This window comes from Marinobacter sp. DUT-3 (assembly GCF_050379435.1).
In the GTDB taxonomy this organism is placed as follows: Bacteria; Pseudomonadota; Gammaproteobacteria; order Pseudomonadales; family Oleiphilaceae; genus Marinobacter.
This window is the reverse complement of sequence record NZ_JBNRMG010000010.1, coordinates 120,147-135,538: the sequence shown is the minus strand read 5'-3', so window position 1 is coordinate 135,538 and position 15,392 is coordinate 120,147. Positions and strand designations below refer to the sequence as shown.

General features: G+C 59.3%; 14 protein-coding genes. All 14 read right to left on the bottom strand.

Annotated elements, in window-relative coordinates; translation table 11 throughout:
- Positions 1–17 precede the first annotated feature (17 nt).
- The 14 genes from ACQUWM_RS15055 to ACQUWM_RS14990 all read right to left on the bottom strand — a co-directional run bounded on the left by ACQUWM_RS15055 (position 18) and on the right by ACQUWM_RS14990 (position 15,388).
- Positions 18–1,958, bottom strand: coding sequence for an alpha/beta hydrolase family protein (locus tag ACQUWM_RS15055; RefSeq protein WP_428922691.1), 1,941 nt, complete (start codon positions 1,956–1,958; stop codon positions 18–20).
- Complete coding sequence (pqqE, locus tag ACQUWM_RS15050) at positions 1,924–3,078, bottom strand: pyrroloquinoline quinone biosynthesis protein PqqE (RefSeq protein ID WP_407002697.1); 1,155 nt, start codon at positions 3,076–3,078, stop codon at positions 1,924–1,926. The genes ACQUWM_RS15055 and pqqE overlap by 35 nt, the downstream gene beginning before the upstream one ends.
- Complete coding sequence (gene pqqD / locus ACQUWM_RS15045; RefSeq protein ID WP_407002874.1) at positions 3,075–3,338, bottom strand: pyrroloquinoline quinone biosynthesis peptide chaperone PqqD; 264 nt, start codon at positions 3,336–3,338, stop codon at positions 3,075–3,077. Before pqqD ends, pqqE begins: the two co-directional genes overlap by 4 nt.
- Positions 3,339–3,346: 8 nt before the next feature.
- Positions 3,347–4,105 carry a pyrroloquinoline-quinone synthase PqqC gene (gene pqqC, locus ACQUWM_RS15040; protein ID WP_428922690.1) on the bottom strand — a complete coding sequence of 253 codons (759 nt, stop codon included), beginning with the start codon at positions 4,103–4,105 and terminating at the stop codon, positions 3,347–3,349.
- Complete coding sequence (pqqB, locus tag ACQUWM_RS15035) at positions 4,102–5,031, bottom strand: pyrroloquinoline quinone biosynthesis protein PqqB (protein WP_407002699.1); 930 nt, start codon at positions 5,029–5,031, stop codon at positions 4,102–4,104. The genes pqqC and pqqB overlap by 4 nt, the downstream gene beginning before the upstream one ends.
- A gap of 55 nt (positions 5,032–5,086) precedes the next feature.
- Positions 5,087–5,158, bottom strand: coding sequence for a pyrroloquinoline quinone precursor peptide PqqA (pqqA, locus tag ACQUWM_RS15030; RefSeq protein ID WP_007153157.1), 72 nt, complete (start codon positions 5,156–5,158; stop codon positions 5,087–5,089).
- Between the two features lie 211 nt (positions 5,159–5,369).
- On the bottom strand, positions 5,370–5,576 hold the full coding sequence (locus ACQUWM_RS15025; RefSeq protein ID WP_407002700.1) for a hypothetical protein: 207 nt from the start codon (positions 5,574–5,576) through the stop codon (positions 5,370–5,372).
- A gap of 44 nt (positions 5,577–5,620) precedes the next feature.
- Positions 5,621–6,172 (bottom strand): hypothetical protein, encoded by a 552-nt coding sequence (locus ACQUWM_RS15020; protein WP_428922689.1) that lies wholly within the window; start codon positions 6,170–6,172, stop codon positions 5,621–5,623.
- A 36-nt stretch (positions 6,173–6,208) separates the two neighbouring features.
- Positions 6,209–6,799 carry a YqgE/AlgH family protein gene (locus ACQUWM_RS15015; protein ID WP_428922688.1) on the bottom strand — a complete coding sequence of 197 codons (591 nt, stop codon included), beginning with the start codon at positions 6,797–6,799 and terminating at the stop codon, positions 6,209–6,211.
- Between the two features lie 44 nt (positions 6,800–6,843).
- Positions 6,844–7,392 carry a hypothetical protein gene (locus ACQUWM_RS15010; RefSeq protein WP_428922687.1) on the bottom strand — a complete coding sequence of 183 codons (549 nt, stop codon included), beginning with the start codon at positions 7,390–7,392 and terminating at the stop codon, positions 6,844–6,846.
- Between the two features lies 1 nt (position 7,393).
- Positions 7,394–9,616, bottom strand: a complete 2,223-nt coding sequence (locus ACQUWM_RS15005) for a hypothetical protein (RefSeq protein WP_428922686.1) — start codon at positions 9,614–9,616, stop codon at positions 7,394–7,396.
- A 293-nt stretch (positions 9,617–9,909) separates the two neighbouring features.
- Complete coding sequence (gene exaC, locus ACQUWM_RS15000) at positions 9,910–11,430, bottom strand: acetaldehyde dehydrogenase ExaC (protein ID WP_407002703.1); 1,521 nt, start codon at positions 11,428–11,430, stop codon at positions 9,910–9,912.
- Positions 11,431–11,595: 165 nt separating this feature from the next.
- Positions 11,596–12,249 carry a CerR family C-terminal domain-containing protein gene (locus tag ACQUWM_RS14995; protein WP_428922685.1) on the bottom strand — a complete coding sequence of 218 codons (654 nt, stop codon included), beginning with the start codon at positions 12,247–12,249 and terminating at the stop codon, positions 11,596–11,598.
- Positions 12,250–12,271: 22 nt separating this feature from the next.
- Entirely contained in the window at positions 12,272–15,388 is a 3,117-nt protein-coding gene (locus tag ACQUWM_RS14990; protein ID WP_428922684.1) for an efflux RND transporter permease subunit, read from the bottom strand.
- Between the last annotated feature and the right edge of the window lie 4 nt (positions 15,389–15,392).

Sequence of the window (15,392 nt, the reverse complement as noted above, 5' to 3'; positions counted from 1 at the left end):
TAGGAATCATCGAAAGTTTACCTCAAGTTCCCACCCTGTTCATTGATCTTCACGCTTTGCCGACGATAAAAACTGAACAGCCATACCAGCATGCTCACCTGGCTGGTCTGGTGCCGGAACCCGTGCCCTTCCTCCTCGAACCAGTGCAACTCCGGCGACAGGCCAACCGCCTGCATCGCGGCAATCATCGCCCGGGTCTGCTGGGGGACCACCACCTGATCCCGACCACCCTGAAAGAAGATCACCGGTGCCCGGATACGGTCCGCGAGGTACAGCGGCGTCCGGGTACGCCAGCGTTCCGGGTGTTGCTGCGGAGCACCGATAAGCCAGTCCAGGTATCCGGACTCAAAACGATGGGTCGCTTCCCGAAGCCGCAATGGATCCGTAACCCCGAACATACTCGCGCCAGCGGCAAACCGCCGGCTGCGAACCAGCGCCATCAGGGCCGTGTATCCGCCCGAGCTCCGGCCCTGGATGAAGATGCGACGGCCATCAACGAGGCCCGAGGAAGACAGATAGTCTGCCGCACGCTCCATGTCTTCGACGTCCGCCTCACCCCACTGCCCCGCCAATGCCAGGCGAAACGGCCTGCCAAAGCCACTGCTGCCGCGATAGTTGACCTCGGCCACGGCAAACCCACGCTGGCACCAGTACTGCACCTGGGGATTGAACACCGGATAGGCCGCCGAGGTAGGCCCACCATGGGCGACCAGAATCAGTGGCGGGGCGGTGGTCGCCGAGGAGGGTGTCGGTTCGTAAAAGAAACCGTGAAGGCCCGGCTTGCTGTCTCCCACCGCAGGCACTTCAAATGTCAGGGGCATCACCGGCTTTTGTCCGTGCAAGGCGCTTTCGCCACCCGCCATCACCCGAACCTGCCCGGTGCCGGGATCAACTCTCAGGACCGCGTCCAGCCTCGCGGAAGAGCGTGCGATGCAATACAGCTGCCTTCCGGTCACCCCCAGGCAACGGAAATCACTGAATTCTGAGGCCACCCTCTGACTTTCTGGCTGCCCTTCATGAGTTCCGGAGCGATAAAGCCAGAGTTCACCGGTGCCATTGCGGTAATGAACCCGTGCCCAGCCATGACCGGCAAGCGGAACATGATGGGACTCACCCAGTTGCCAGGGAGCGCTGGCGTGATCCAGAGACGGCCCATCACCGGTAACCCAGTCGCCCTTCAATCCATCCGGTTCCAGTCGCCATGGCTGCCACCAGCCACCATGATCGGACAATACCCAAAGGATAGTGCCGACAAAGACTGGCTGCTGAACAGAGGCCTCCGATACAGTTGGCCAGGTTTCACTACCACGCAGCCACCCGGTTTCCGTCACCATCGCCGTCCAGAGTGTCGTACGGAGCCATGGCATGTCGGGCAACTGCCAGCTCACCCAGGCGATATGGCGTCCATCCGCTGACAGGGCCGGAGCACCGTAGAAGTCCTGCCCGGCATGGAGTACCTGAATGCCATGCTCCAGACTCACCGCTACCAGTTGCTGACGGCCACTCGCTTCCCGCACGGCCAGCACACGGTGGCGGCGCGGATCCGCCACCAGCCCGCCAAAGGCGGCACACGGCTCATCCGTCAGTTGATGACAGACACCGGTCGCCAGCTCCAGAAAGTGTACCTGCTGTTGTTCACTGACCAGGAAAACACCGGTATCCGATGCTGCCAAGGCGCCGCCGCCGTAACCATTGACCCGACTGCGGACACTCAACCTTTCCGGCCCAAAGCGCTCGGGGCCTCGTTCCGTTAACCGCCAGAGAGTATTCGCGCCAAGGGATGGATCTGTCTGCAGCCAGAACACGCCCGCCCGCGATACGGAGAGCTCTCCGCGCTGGGTGTAGGTCGCGCAGGCTTGCTCGGCGCTTAATAGCGCCGGTTGCCGGTGCCGTTCCGACACCGCTGACGCGGCAAGAGGCTGGTCAGCCCCTGAAGAACAGTCTTGAGTTATCCGCATTGCGATAGGTCAGCTCTTCAATGCCGGCCGTGGCATGGTCGGCGGCTCTCCTCGCCGCGAGGATCCGGTCATGGTGCGAGGATTTACTGCACACCGGATCGGCGTTGTCGGCATTGCCGGTCAGCAGGTACGCCTGACATCGACAGCCGCCGAAATCCTTGCCCTTTTCATCGCAGGAACGACAGGGCTCCGGCATCCAGCTGTCGCCCCGGTAATGATTGAAACCGGGGCTGTCATACCAGATGGCGTTGAGCTCCATCTCCCGCACATTCGGGAAATCAATGGGCAGCAGTTTTGCGCTGTGACAGGGCAAGGCCGTGCCGTCCGGTGCCACGGTCAGAAACAGACTGCCCCAGCCGTTCATGCAGGCCTTGGGGCGCTCCTCGTAGTAGTCGGGGGTGACGAAAATCAGCTTCATCGCCGAGCCACTGTCCGCCAGCTGCCGTCGATAAGCCTGGACCTCCCCTTCCGCCTTTTCCAGTTGCGCACGGGAGGGCATCAGTCCCTCCCGGTTCTTGAACGCCCAACCGTAATACTGGCAGGTGGCCAGTTCGACGTAATCGGCCCCCAGACGCTCGCACAACGCCATGATGTCGTTCATCTGGTGGATATTGTGGCGGTGGATCACGAAGTTGAGCACCATCGGATAACCCGCTTCCTTCACCGCGCGGGCCATGGCCAGCTTCTGGTCAAAGGCCTTGCGGGAGCCTGCCACAGCATTATTGAGCTCGGGATCAGACGCCTGGAAACTGACCTGGATGTGATCCAGTCCCGCATCCCGGAAGGCGTTCACCTTGGCCTCGCTCAGGCCCAGTCCGGAGGTGATCAGATTGCTGTAGTACCCGAGGTGTCGCGCCTCGGCAATCAGTTCCGGCAGATCCTGGCGCACCAGGGGCTCGCCACCGGAAAACCCCAGTTGCGCGGCCCCCATGGCACGGCCCTGGCGCAGCACGTTCACCCACTCGTCCGTGGTCAGCTCCTGCTCGGTGTTGGCAAAGTCCAGCGGGTTGGAGCAGTAGGGACACTGCAGCGGGCACCGGTAGGTCAGTTCCGCCAGCAACCACAGCGGCGGACCAACACCAGGGCGCTGGCCTGCGGGCATGGTACCGAAATCCTTCATGAGAAAACAATCCAGTGCTGGTGTTCAGCGTCTGCCAGGAACTCGCTGACGTCGCTGGCCAGCGCACCCGCATCCGGAAACCGCTGCTCCAGTACGGTGACGATATCGGCCACTGTGTGCTGGCCGTCAACTTCCGCCAGCACCGCGCCGGCACTGTCATTCAGGCGCACCATGCCTTCGGGGTACAACAACACATGACATCCCTGGGCCGGCTCCCACTGGAAGCGGAAGCCGGGACGCAGGCGGGGCACCCTTGCCATACTGTCCTTCACGAAAGCCCCCGGTGCCAGACCGGTTGATCGGTTACGGTGTGATACGGTGGCGTCCGGTGCAGGTAAGCCATAGTCAGGGCATCCAACATAGACCATAAAATATCCAGCTTGAATTGGAGGATTTCCAGGGCACGGGCCTGTGAGGCAGCCGTAGTGAAACTGTCCAGGGTGATCGTCAGGCCGTGCTCCACATCCCGCCGTGCCTCCGAGAGCCGTTTACGGAAATAGTGGTAACCGCCATCTTCGATCCAGGGGTAGTGTTGCGGCCAGCTGTCCAGCCGGGACTGGTGGATCTCCGGGGCGAACAGCTCGGTCAGGGAGGAGCACGCCGCTTCCTGCCAGGTCGCCCGGCGGGCAAAATTCAGGTAGGCATCCACGGCAAAGCGCACCCCGGGAAGCACGTGACGCTGGTCGATGACTTCCTCCCGGCTTAATCCGACCGCTTCTGCCAGGCACAGCCAGGCCTCAATGCCGCCTTCATCGCCGTCATGACCATCATGATCCAGTATTCGCTGCAACCACATCCGGCGCACGCTGGCGTCCGGGCAGTTGGCCATGATTGCGGCGTCTTTCTGGGGGATGTTGATCTGGTAGTAATACCGGTTCGCCACCCAGCCCCGAATCTGCTCCGGTGTGCATTGCCCACCGTACATGGCTTTATGATAAGGGTGGTGGATGTGGTAATACTGCCCTTTGTCCCGCAGCGCCTGTTCAAAGTCCGTGCGGTTCATGGCGGTGTTGGCTTTGGCGTTCATGGCTGCCCCGACAGATCAATGTGCATTCCGTCCCAGGACACCTCAATACCATGGCGCGTCAGTTCCGCACGCTCTGGCGAGTTCTCGTTCAGGATCGGGTTGGTGTTGTTGATGTGAATCAGGATCTTGCGCTTTGCCGTCATGGTATCGAGCACTTCCATCATGCCGCCGGGACCACTCTGGGCCAAGTGCCCCATGTCCTGACCGGTTTTGGTACCAACTTCCTGACGAATCATTTCATCGTCATGCCAGACGGTGCCATCGACCATCAGCACATCGGCCTTGCGCATCCAGTTCAGAATCCGCTCGTCCGGCTCACCCAGCCCGGGGGCATAAAGCACTGTCTGCCCGGTGCGGGTATCTTCCAGGAACACCCCGATGTTATCGCCCGGATGGGGATTGTCCCGGCGCGATGAATACGGCGGCGCGTTGCTTAACAGCGGAATCGCGGTAAGTCTCAGGGACGGTGCGCAGAGAATGGTAAAGGGTTCACTCTCAGTGGCCGGTATTTCCCGCCAGTTCAGTCCGCCGTTCCAGTGTTCCAGCATGCGAAACAGCGGGAAGCCGGTACTGAGGTCTTCATGGACCTGGGCCGTGCACCAGACATCCAGCGGCAAACCTTCCCGCAGGGTCAGCAAGCCGGTGGTGTGATCCACCTGGCTGTCGATCAGCAACACGGCGCTGATGCCAGTGTCCCGCACCGCCCGACACGGTTGCATGGCGGGGAAAGACGCCAGCTGGGCGCGAATATCGGGGGAGGCGTTAAACAGAATCCAGTGCTCGCCATCCTCACTCACCGCAATGGACGATTGGGTGCGGGCGCTGGCTTTCAGGGTGCCCTTGCGGAACCCGTCGCAATTGGCGCAGTTGCAGTTCCACTGGGGAAAACCACCGCCGGCCGCAGAACCGAGTACATGGATGTACATGAGAAGAACTCCCGAACCAAAACGGCCAGCGTCAGGACGCTGGCCATTTCGGCTTTCAGCGGTTGGCGAAGTACATGGTGACTTCGAAACCGATGCGCAGATCTTCGTAGGCTGGTTTGGTCCACATAATGCTTACCTCTATTGTCATGATTGTTAGCGCATTCAGGGTGAATCAGCGGCATTGCCGATAACTCATTTCTCATCCTAGCGGCGGAGACACAAGACAAACATGGTACTTTGGCACTGGTTTTCAGGTTTTGTGGACGACAAAACTCCTTCTTTCGGACCACGATTCGATCACATGCGGAAAAACCACTAGCTAGACGATACCGAGGCCTTCAATCCTGACGACTGGCACGCGCAGGCAGGTTTACGGCCAGGGCCTCAAGAGACTTGCTGTAATTCTGATTAAGGGCCACACCCACCGCGCCGGCTTTGGAATGCTCAACAAGATAAACGGCTTTACCGGCAATCGCCTCAAACTTGGGAATCTCTGAGAGGGCCGGATTGGCGATCAGCAGGCTGTCGGTCAACAATTTGGTCATGGTTAGCTTCCTTGCTCGGGTTGGTTATAAAGTTGGGAGCCTCGTCAGAACTCACCATTCTCGTGTCGCTGGGCGATTTCCTTGAACAGCTCAAACAAACCATCCTCGAACAGCCAGGGGTCGCCCATTTCGAACATTTGGCAAAAGGCACCTTCAGGCAGGAGGGTCGAATGCTCAATGCGATTGAGGTTGTCAAAGGAATAACCAGGAATATGCTCTCCCCCGAACCAGGCGCCCCGGGTGACACCAAGGGTTTCACCATTTACTTCGCCACGCATGTTGAGCTTGCCTCGTGGCACCGCGTCGGGATGATCCGGCGGCAGGAAAAAACGCTCCACGGTATCCACGAACCAGCGGGCTCCGGCAATGGGATATTCATACTGAGTAGTGGCATGCCTGCCAGACCCACCGTTTCGGCCTTCAAGCCATATCTTCTTGACAACAACAAGATATTCGTTAGCAACAAAAAAATGCCAAACCGGAATTAATGCAGTACTTATACGAGCCCGGTCCGTGCTTTCGCCAACCTTTAAATAGCCGTCAGGCGGCGATTCGGGATCAATGAAGGGCCAGGGAGGGAGTTTGGGATAGTTCATATCATTCAGGTTGCGCAGGTAGCGAGGCCTACATTCTTATCCATTCGCCCAGTTCAGAAATCGTGAAAATTTCCCGGATGGCTTTAGGTCCGTGTATTTCATCAGGATCACCAGATCCGCCGCACCGACTACATCCTCACCAAATGGAATCGCCTCCAGAACATCGCGAGTTGCTGGATAGTGGTGCCATAGTGAACTGGCCAGTTCCTGCTCCAGTTGGCCAGCTCCCCAGCCGAACGTACCGATGCCACAAACCGGGATATGCGCAGCCACACTGTCCTGAAACGCTTGGCGGTCAAGGTGCAGAGACAAGCTGCCATTGTTGAACGTGCCTTTGTAGCGCCTGGTATTGCGGCCCAGCAACCAGGGCCTGTCATCCATCACTGGACCACCCGCCATAACCTTTTCGGTAATGAGTTCCTCCGGAGAAAGCAGGCCCAGCGCAGGCAGGTCTACGGCCAGGGCCTCAATAGATTTGCTGTAGTTCTGATTAAGGGCCACACCCACTGCACCGGCTTCTGTATGTTCAACAAGATAAACGGCTTTACCGGCAATCGCCTCAAACTTGGGAATCTCTGAGAGGGCCGGATTGGCGATCAGCAGGCTGTCGGTCAACAATTTGGTCATGGTTAGCTTCCTTGCTTAGGTTAGTTATAAAGTTGGGAGCCTCGTCAGAACTCACCATTCTCGTGTCGCTGGGCGATTTCCTTGAACAGCTCAAACAAACCATCCTCGAACAGCCAGGGGTCGCCCATTTCGAACATTTGGCAAAAAGGGCCATCTGGAGGAGTAGTGGAGTGTTCAATGCGATTGAGGTTGTCAAAGGAATACCCAGGAATATGATCACCCCCGAACCAGGCTCCCCGAGTCACCCCAAGGACCTCTTCGCCAATCGGTCCCTCTATGGTGATTTCCCCCCTCGGCACGGCATTGGGATGGTCTGGCGGCAGGAAGAAGCGTTCTACGGTATCCACGAACCAGCGAACTCCTGCAATGGGATATTCGTACTGCCGGATGGCACTTCGTCCAGCCCTTCCTTTCCTGTCGGGCAGTTGAACTTTTTTGTTTACAATCAGGTGATCGTCATGGACATAAAAATTCCAGACTTTTGGGGAGGTGCCACTTCTTGCTCTGTCAATGCTTTCTCCCACCTTCAGGTAACCAGGCGGTGGCGAGTCAGGATCAATGAAAGGCCAAGGGGGCAGTTTGGAATAGTTCATGTCATTCTCCAAATTCAAGCGGGGTAAGATCAACGAGTTCAACATAGGCTTTCGGCCCGCCATTACCACCGTTTGTCATGGTATAGAACGTTTGCGGGCTCTTCTCCACCGTGTAGGTTTCCAAGGCGCCGTAGACGACTTTGCCGTCCTTTGACAAGGCGGTATGCTTCGTGAGGCCGTTACCCTGGAAATGCTCGTTAGCTCCGGTATTCATTTGAATCTTGAGTCTAGTTTCAAATTTCTGGATCTCTTGGGTATTAAGTCCGATATCAGCAAGATAATCCCTCCTTAGATCAGGATCGTCCCACTCCGCATCCCCCATCCCCTCAACCAGTTTTTCGTACCTCGCCTGGTACTCAGGGGTCATCACCTCACGCACCATTTCGGGATTACTCGGCTTATTCGGCAGCTTCGTGTTCATGAAGTCAGTTAGATTCTTGAAGGTCGGGATGATGGTTTCGGCATCCGCCATCTCAACGGCCTTATCCTTGTCAATTATCGCCAGCTTGTAGGTAGCCTCCGGGTTGTACTCCACGCCCAGCTGCTGCGCAATGAGTCTGGGACAGGTGTCGGAGGGCTCAATCTGGTCCAGGGTGGTGGACCAGAAGCGTACTTCACCGGCGGGACTGGCTCGCCCCAGGGTGCCGGCCATGGCACCTTCGGGCTGATTGTGACCATCCACATGGCGTTCCTCCACCAGCCGAACGATGAAGCGATCCTTGTCCAGTCCCTGAGTGGCCAAATACGCCAACTCTTCCTGGGTGTACTTGGGGGTAAAACCACCCCGGGCGATGATCCTTCTACGGGATGCCGCCAGGGCGGCCAAAGCCTCTTCGACACTGCTGATGTTCAGGCGGCGGGAGCTGAGGTCTCGGGGTTTGAGGTCCGCACCCTCGGGTTTTGTTCGACAGGTGCTTTCACACAGCCCGCCGGTATCCACGTTGTAGTGGTAGCGGGTCTGGTAGGAGATCTTGAGCCGTGCTGCCAGATTGCGCAGGGACTCACCAAGTGGGGCCAGTTTGCGCAGGTAGCGCGGTGCCGCCGAAGCCACCCCTGCGCCGCCGGCACTCGCCAGCATGATCGCCAGGACGGTTTCAAACACCAGCCCTCCTGCAAAATAGCTGATTTCCGTACTGTCCTGGGCCTGGGCGAAGTCGACAGCGAACTGGCCTAACATGCCACGGGATTCGGAGTCGGCCAATATCAGGTTGGTAGCCTCGTAGGCTTCGACAAGCTGTTCCTTCGTGATGGCGTCCGGATCAAATCCCAGTGCCTCCACCAGCGCCTGCTTGTTGGTTTCGTCGAAATTCTGTTTGAACGCGTCCAGCCAGGCCTGGTCGGAACTGTCCCGGGTAGCGGCCCAGGCGGATTGGAGAGCGCGATTGTAATAACCCACGTGGGTAAGGTTGGCAATGGCAAGGCTATTCGCAATCAAACCCACGGCGCTGTCCCACAAACCCAGGAAACCGTGGGCGAAATGAACACCTGCCTTGATGTTTAATGGCAAGCTGTCAGTGGACGCATCAAGACGTTCCGCCTCCCTGCGCTCGCGGGTGAGGATGGCGTCGAGGCCAGCCTGGAGCTGACGCCGCAGGATGTCGAGTTCGCCAGCAGGCGCCGGTTTTCCGAACCGGACATTCACCACAGGGTCACTCAAACCAGTCACCCGTGCCTTTCCCTCGTTGTCCAGGTTGCCGGACTGGTAACTGTCGAGTCCCTCTACGCTGTAGGGAGCCCCCGCCACGCCCGTGCCATCAGGCCATTGGTAGAGTAGGTCCAGCACTCTGGCTCCCCGCTTCGGACTGGCTTTGGGCACAGGTGCTGGCGGCTGGTAGCCCGGCTCAATGGCGGGAGCCAGGCTGTCGCTCTTCAGCGGTGCCGGTGCGCCGCCCCCGACATTCTTGCCGTCCAGATGGTCGTTCAGGGCCCGGGTCAACCGGGGCGACAGGTTAGAGACCAGGAAATCCGCCTCAGCGCGGCGGGAACGGAAGATACCAGGGCTGGCACCGCTGGCATCCAACAGCAACCGTTCGCCCACAGCCAACTGGTCCAGCAGATCATCTTTTCGCTGGCGCGAATCAAGGTTTTCAATAGGGTCACTGGCAGTGGTGTAAGGGCTGAGTATACGACTAACAATATCCACCGCACTCAGAGGGTGGACAATCGTCAGCAAGGCGTCGGGCGAACGAGGGAGTTCCGTCACATCCGTGAGACGGTAGCTCATGGGGTTATTTCCTTATATTAATCGCAAGCGGGCTTCCAAGCCGGTGAAGTGGGGCTAAGTTAACGAATCCGCCTATCGTTGGCAAATCCAGTTAATCAACGCCTGATGACAACGTATTTCAGGGCGGAATACCCCACAAAAAAAGGCCCCTGTAGGAGCCTAAGAGAGTGACAAAGAAAAACCCGACTCTCTTCCGAGAGCCCCCCGAGCAGTCGTCGGGGCATGAAAACGCACATCCGTTGTGCTGGCCCATGCGCGGGCCCGTGTGGAAGGGCCCGCCCGTCGCTTTCCGATCAGAAGAAGCCAAGTGGGTTGGTATCGTAGCTCACCAGCATGTTCTTGGTTTGCTGGTAATGATCCAGCGCCATCTTGTGGGTTTCACGACCCACACCGGACTTCTTGTACCCGCCGAAGGCGGCGTGTGCCGGATAGGCGTGGTAGCAGTTCATCCATACCCGACCGGCCTGGATGGCGCGGCCCATGCGGTAGGCCCGGTTGGTGTCGCGGGTCCAGACGCCGGCACCCAGACCGAACTCGGTGTCGTTGGCAATGGCCAGGGCTTCTTCCTCGGTCTTGAAGGTGGTCACACCCACCACCGGCCCGAAGATTTCTTCCTGGAACACCCGCATCTTGTTATCGCCCTTGAACAGGGTCGGCTGAATATAAAAACCGTTGTTGAACTCGACGCCGAGATCTTCACGATCACCGCCGGTCAGCACTTCGGCGCCCTCTTCCTTACCGATCGAGAGGTAGGACATGATCTTGTCGAACTGTTCCTTGCTCGCCTGGGCGCCAACCTGCACGTCGGTATCCAGCGGGTTGCCACGCTTGATGGCCTTGGTGCGTTCAACGACCTTGGCTATGAACTCGTCGTACATATCTTCCTGCACCAGAGCGCGGGACGGACAAGTACAGACTTCGCCCTGGTTGAAGAACGCCAGCACCAGACCCTCGATACACTTGTCGACAAACTCGGGCTCGGCCTGCATTACGTCGGAGAAGTAGATGTTCGGCGACTTACCGCCCAGCTCGACGGTGGAAGGAATGATGTTTTCGGCTGCACATTTGAGGATGTGCGAGCCCACCGGAGTGGAGCCGGTAAAGGCAATCTTGGCGATGCGCTTGCTGGAGGCCAGGGCCTGACCGGCTTCAATGCCGTAGCCGTTGACGATGTTCAGCACGCCCGGCGGCAGCAGGTCACCGATGATTTCCATCAGCACCAGGATACTGGCCGGTGTCTGTTCGGCTGGCTTGAGCACGGTGCAGTTACCGGCGGCCAGGCAGGGGCCCAGCTTCCAGGCCGCCATCAGCAGCGGGAAGTTCCAGGGAATGATCTGGCCCACAACACCCAGCGGCTCGTGGAAATGGTACGCCACGGTGTTCTGGTCGATCTCGCCCATATGGCCTTCCTGGGCGCGGATGCAGCCGGCGAAGTAACGGAAATGATCCGCCGCCAGGGGAACATCGGCATTCAGGGTTTCACGAACGGCTTTACCGTTGTCCCAGGTCTCGGCAACCGCGAGCCTTTCCAGGTTGGCCTCAATCCGGTCCGCAATCTTCAGCAGGATGTTGGAGCGTTCCTGGGCTGATGTCTTGCCCCAGGCCGGCGCGGCCTTGTGGGCGGCATCCAGCGCCAGCTCAACGTCTTCCGCGGTGGAGCGCGGAATTTCACAGATAACATCGCCGGTCACCGGCGTGATGTTCTCGAAATACTGACCTTTCACCGGGGCGACCCACTCGCCGCCGATAAAGTTCTCGTAACGGGATTTGAAGGAGACGACGGAGCCTTCCTTTCCTGGTTGTGCGTAGATCATGGTGTCGACCTCTTGTTGTGTTTGTCGCTTGGCAACGCGGCCTTTCGCGTTTACCCATTCAATGTAGACCTACAAACCGGTGAGGTGAATGATTCGATGGAGGGGAAAAACTCATCCCTTGGTAGTAAATGGCCGCGCGCACCGTCGACCGTATCTGATGGAACACTAGCGAAGCGCCAGGGCCCTGAGATGGGATATCACGACCTGCTCGGCGGTCTCGACAATGTGTGGAGGAAACTCTCCTTCCAGACCCAGGCGACGCAACAGGGGATAACGTCCCACCAGGAAGAACACGATCTGGCCCACCAGGGTGTGGGTTTCAATGATGACCCCCGGTTCTTCGGGAGAACGTTCCATCACCACGGCAATCAGCCGCGTCAGCCGAAGATGGACCCGTTCAAAGGCTTCGTTGTAGAGCACGTCGAAGGCTTCGGTGGGGTTGGCCTGCTCCCGCATCACCAGCATCAGCCAGCGGCGGGCCTCCGGTTGTTCGGCAAACTGGCGCACCATACGCTGCACCACGGTCTCCAGCATCGCCAGCGCCTGTTGGCGGTCCAGGCGTTCCGTCGATGGATCGTCATGGCCGTCTCCGATGCCGAACACCTCCCGCATGCGGCTCGCAATATGGCGGGCAATAGCAAGATAAAGGCCGGTCTTGTTACCAAAATAATAGGCAATGGAACCAATGTTGGAGCCGGCGGCTTCAGCGATCATGCGGGTCGTGGTGCCCTTGAAGCCGTATTGGCCGAACAGGTCCATGCCCGCCAGGATCAGCTTGCCGGCGGTTTCGTCCTCAAAGTTGTCCCGTGGGTCTGGCACTGCACTTCTCCTGGGTAGCACGTTACGGTTGGTGATCGGTTTGGGCGATCATCTTCCCTGACTCCCGCGCAAAAAAGTAGGTGTACAGCACGGGTACGACACCCAGGCTCATCAGGGTGCCCAGGGCCAGCCCGAAAGCCATGGCGCTGGCCATAGCGTAGAACAGCGGGTCCCGCCCCACGATCAACGGCAGGAAACCAAGGATCGTAGTGGTGGCGGACATGACGATGGGCCGCAAGCGCCGTACCGAGGCCTGGATGACCGCCTCCTCCAGAGCCATGCCGGGATGGCCACGTTCCCGGTCGATCCGTTCGATCAGGACAATGGCGTTGTTGATAATGATCCCCGCCAGGCTGTAGATCCCCAGCAATACCATAAAACCAAAGTCAGCCCGCATCACCAGCAGCCCCACCGATACCCCCAGCACGATCAGGGGAATAGTCACTACAATCAGCAACGGGCGTTTGTAGGAGTTGAACTGGGCCACCAGCAGAATGACGATCAGCCCCAGACACAACGGCAGGTTGGCCTGCATGGCCGCCTGCCCCTCGGCGGATTGCGTCACTACGCCATTGAACTCAATCCAGTGCCCTGGCGGAAGGCCGGCCTCCAGTTCCGCCAGCGCAGGGGCAATCTCAGGCACCATGTCCTCGGCGGTCAGGGCATCGTTCCGGCTCTCGATGGTAATGGCACGCACCATATTGTGACGATCGATACGGAAGTAACCATCCTCCAGTGTCACCTTTGCCACCTGGCTCAGGGCCACCCCGGGACCGGCGGATTCGCTTGGGTAGACCACCAACGAATGCAAGCGTTCCACGCTGGTACGCACCTCTTCCTGATAGCGCAGCACTACAGGAATCCGCTTATCGTCCTGCCGTAGGTGGCTCAGGGTGTGGCCATCGATGGCGCCCCGCAGGGAACGGGCGATGTCTGCCGAGGTAATGCCGGCTTGGTGGGCCTGGGCCTGGTTCACCTCAATGGCCAGCGCGGGTATGCGAGCCTCCCAACTTTGCCGCACATCCCGGGTGCCGGGCAGAGACTCAAGCCTTTCCGCCACCTCCCCCGCGGCGGCATACAGTACTTCCCGGTCCGGCCCCTTGACCTGGATTTCCAGAAGATTGGAATCCGACGGTCCCAGGAACATACGGGCAACCTGCGGACTCACCTGCGGAAACTCCCGGGCCAGCAGGCGGCGAGTGGTTTCCATCACCTCTGCCATCCGCTCCCTTTGCGATACTTTCAGCACCAGGAAGCCCTTATTCGGCGCCGGATCAATCGGGGTCAGTGACAATACGAAACGCGGACCGCCGTAGCCGGCATAGGCGGACACCCCGGTCACCCATTGTTTTAGCCCCTCATCCTCCAGAATCGCCCGGCTAACGGCCCGGACCTGCCGGTCGGCGGCGGACGCCGCGGTGTCCGACGGCAAATCCAGATAGACCAACACCTGCTGACGATCAGAGTCCGGGAAGAACTTCTTTGGTACTAGCTGCATCAGGCCAATCCCCAGCACCAGCAACAAGACCACCACCATCAGGAACAGCCGTCGGTGGCGCAACCAGCCCCGTAGCAGTGTTTCATACCCCCCGGACATGGCCCGGAACAGGCGGTCTGACAGCTCGCCGCTCAGGCCATTGCCTGCAGCGGTCGTGTCGCCCTGGACCGGTGCTGTCAGGAACCGGTAACACAACACCGGCACCAGCGTCAGTGACAGCAGCCAGGAGGTCATCAGTGCGATGGCGATCACCAGGGAAATGGAGCGGGTATACTCCCCCGACACATGTTCCGCCAGCATCAGTGGCAGGAACACCAGAATGGTGGTCAGGGTGGAGGACAACAACGGCAACGCCAGCTCGGCGCAGGTCCGTTTCAGGGCTTCATCGCGGGTATTGCCACGGCCCAGCCGCACCTTGAAGTCCTCCGCCACCACGATGGCGTTGTCCACCAGCAATCCCAGGGAAATCACCAGGGTCGCCAGACTCATGCGCTGCAGTGTCATGCCGGCCATCCCCATCACCGCCAGGGTAACCAGCATGACAGCGGGCACGGTGAAACCGACGATCAGTCCGGTCCGCCGGCCGAGAAACAGCACCACCACCGCCATGACGATGACCAGGGTCTGTAATACACTGATGCTGACACCGTAGACCGCGTTGGCCACCTGCTCGGCCTGAAAGGTCATGATCTCCAGACCGTAACCCGCAGGCAGGCTGGCCTGGATCTGCTCCAGCCGTTCACGCACCCGGGCGCCGTATTCCAGTACGCTGTGACCATCCAGCATGGAAATGGCGAAGACGATTGCCCGTTTGCCGTTGTGGTAGGCGGTCCGCCGGGGTGGTTCCACGTAACCATGCTCAATCCGGCCCAGGTCTCCCAAGCGGAGAGTGCCACCATTCGGCAGGCGGATTTCCGATGCCCGCAGGGCGTCGATGTCCGGGTACTCGCCGGATACCTGCAAGGCCAGTCGCTGGTCACCGGCCTCCATCACTCCGGCGGGGGACAACACGTTACGGGACGCCAGTTGCCCGGCCAGCTGCGCCGGGGTCAAACCCAGGCTGGTCATCCGGGATTCGCTGATATCGATATGGATACGCTGCGGCTGGACACCGTGCAGCTCCACTTTGCGGGTACCCTTGATGCCATAGAGCTCGGTACGGACATGCTCGGCGACCTGCAACTGCTCGGCCTGACTGAATTCATCGGCGGTCAGCGCCACAGTCACCACGGCCACGTCTCCGAAATCGTCGTTCACCACCGGGTCAGCGGTACCCTCCGGCAACCCGGAACGGGCCCGCGCCACTTCCTGACGTACCCCATCCCAGATCTGGTCCAGATCGAAGTAACGATCCTGGATTTCGACATGGATCAACGATCGTCCCCGCATGGAGGTGGAGCGGATGTGCTCTACTTCCGGCACCTGGCGGATACCCACTTCCAGCGGTTTGGTGATCAGTTCTTCCACCTGTTCGGCAGGCAAGCCGGGGTGCTCGGTGCTGACCACTGCTTCGCGTACGATAATTTCGGGGTCTTCCCGTGCCGGCAGCGAGACATAGCTGAGCGCGCCATACAACATCGCAATCACCACCGTCAGCAGGACCACGGGACGGAAACGATAAGCCAGTTGCGACAGGTTCATAGCC

Bases quoted from the DNA above. Each gene is read 5' to 3' on its own strand.
- ACQUWM_RS15055 (WP_428922691.1), bottom strand. From the start codon at position 1,958: ATGCGGATAACTCAAGACTGTTCTTCAGGGGCTGACCAGCCTCTTGCC.
- pqqE (WP_407002697.1), bottom strand. From the start codon at position 3,078: ATGAAGGATTTCGGTACCATGCCCGCAGGCCAGCGCCCTGGTGTTGGT.
- pqqD (WP_407002874.1), bottom strand. From the start codon at position 3,338: ATGGCAAGGGTGCCCCGCCTGCGTCCCGGCTTCCGCTTCCAGTGGGAG.
- pqqC (WP_428922690.1), bottom strand. From the start codon at position 4,105: ATGAACGCCAAAGCCAACACCGCCATGAACCGCACGGACTTTGAACAG.
- pqqB (WP_407002699.1), bottom strand. From the start codon at position 5,031: ATGTACATCCATGTACTCGGTTCTGCGGCCGGCGGTGGTTTTCCCCAG.
- ACQUWM_RS15025 (WP_407002700.1), bottom strand. From the start codon at position 5,576: ATGACCAAATTGTTGACCGACAGCCTGCTGATCGCCAATCCGGCCCTC.
- ACQUWM_RS15020 (WP_428922689.1), bottom strand. From the start codon at position 6,172: ATGAACTATCCCAAACTCCCTCCCTGGCCCTTCATTGATCCCGAATCG.
- ACQUWM_RS15015 (WP_428922688.1), bottom strand. From the start codon at position 6,799: ATGACCAAATTGTTGACCGACAGCCTGCTGATCGCCAATCCGGCCCTC.
- ACQUWM_RS15010 (WP_428922687.1), bottom strand. From the start codon at position 7,392: ATGAACTATTCCAAACTGCCCCCTTGGCCTTTCATTGATCCTGACTCG.
- ACQUWM_RS15005 (WP_428922686.1), bottom strand. From the start codon at position 9,616: ATGAGCTACCGTCTCACGGATGTGACGGAACTCCCTCGTTCGCCCGAC.
- exaC (WP_407002703.1), bottom strand. From the start codon at position 11,430: ATGATCTACGCACAACCAGGAAAGGAAGGCTCCGTCGTCTCCTTCAAA.
- ACQUWM_RS14990 (WP_428922684.1), bottom strand. From the start codon at position 15,388: ATGAACCTGTCGCAACTGGCTTATCGTTTCCGTCCCGTGGTCCTGCTG.